The sequence below is a fragment of the Hoeflea sp. genome (assembly GCF_984452065.1).
Map to the genome: position 1 here is coordinate 13,472 of NZ_CFHWAF010000118.1, position 437 is coordinate 13,908.

The 437-nt window shown below is 57.9% G+C and carries 1 protein-coding gene; it reads left to right on the plus strand.

Annotated elements, in window-relative coordinates:
* A partial coding sequence (locus AC5E6N_RS18680; protein WP_491749231.1) for a phosphatidylglycerol lysyltransferase domain-containing protein occupies nucleotides 1–437 on the plus strand: 437 nt, incomplete at both ends.

Genomic DNA, 437 nt, shown 5'->3' on the forward strand with positions numbered 1-437 from the left:
GGTTACCGCACGGTCTTTTACGCGGTGAAATCGGATTTCCTCCCGCTCTATCTCGACATGGGGCTGTCGATCCTCAAAATCGGCGAGGTGGCGCGCCTTGACCTTTCCGATTTCTCGCTCGACGTTCCGCAACACAAGGATCTGCGCTACGCCCGCCGGCGGGCGGAAAAGGACGGGCTGTCGTTTTCCATTGTCCCGAAGGAGGAGGTGCCGCCGATCCTGCCGCAGCTTCGCGCGGTTTCGGATGACTGGCTCGCCATCAAATCGGGAAGCGAAAAACGCTTTGCGCTCGGCTATTTCGATGACGATTACATGCGCTGCTTCGACTGTGCCGTTGTTCGCAAAGGCGCGGAGATCGTGGCGTTCGCCAATATCCTGCACGGCGCGCAAAAGCATGAAATGTCGATCGATCTCATGCGTTACCGTCCGAAAGTATC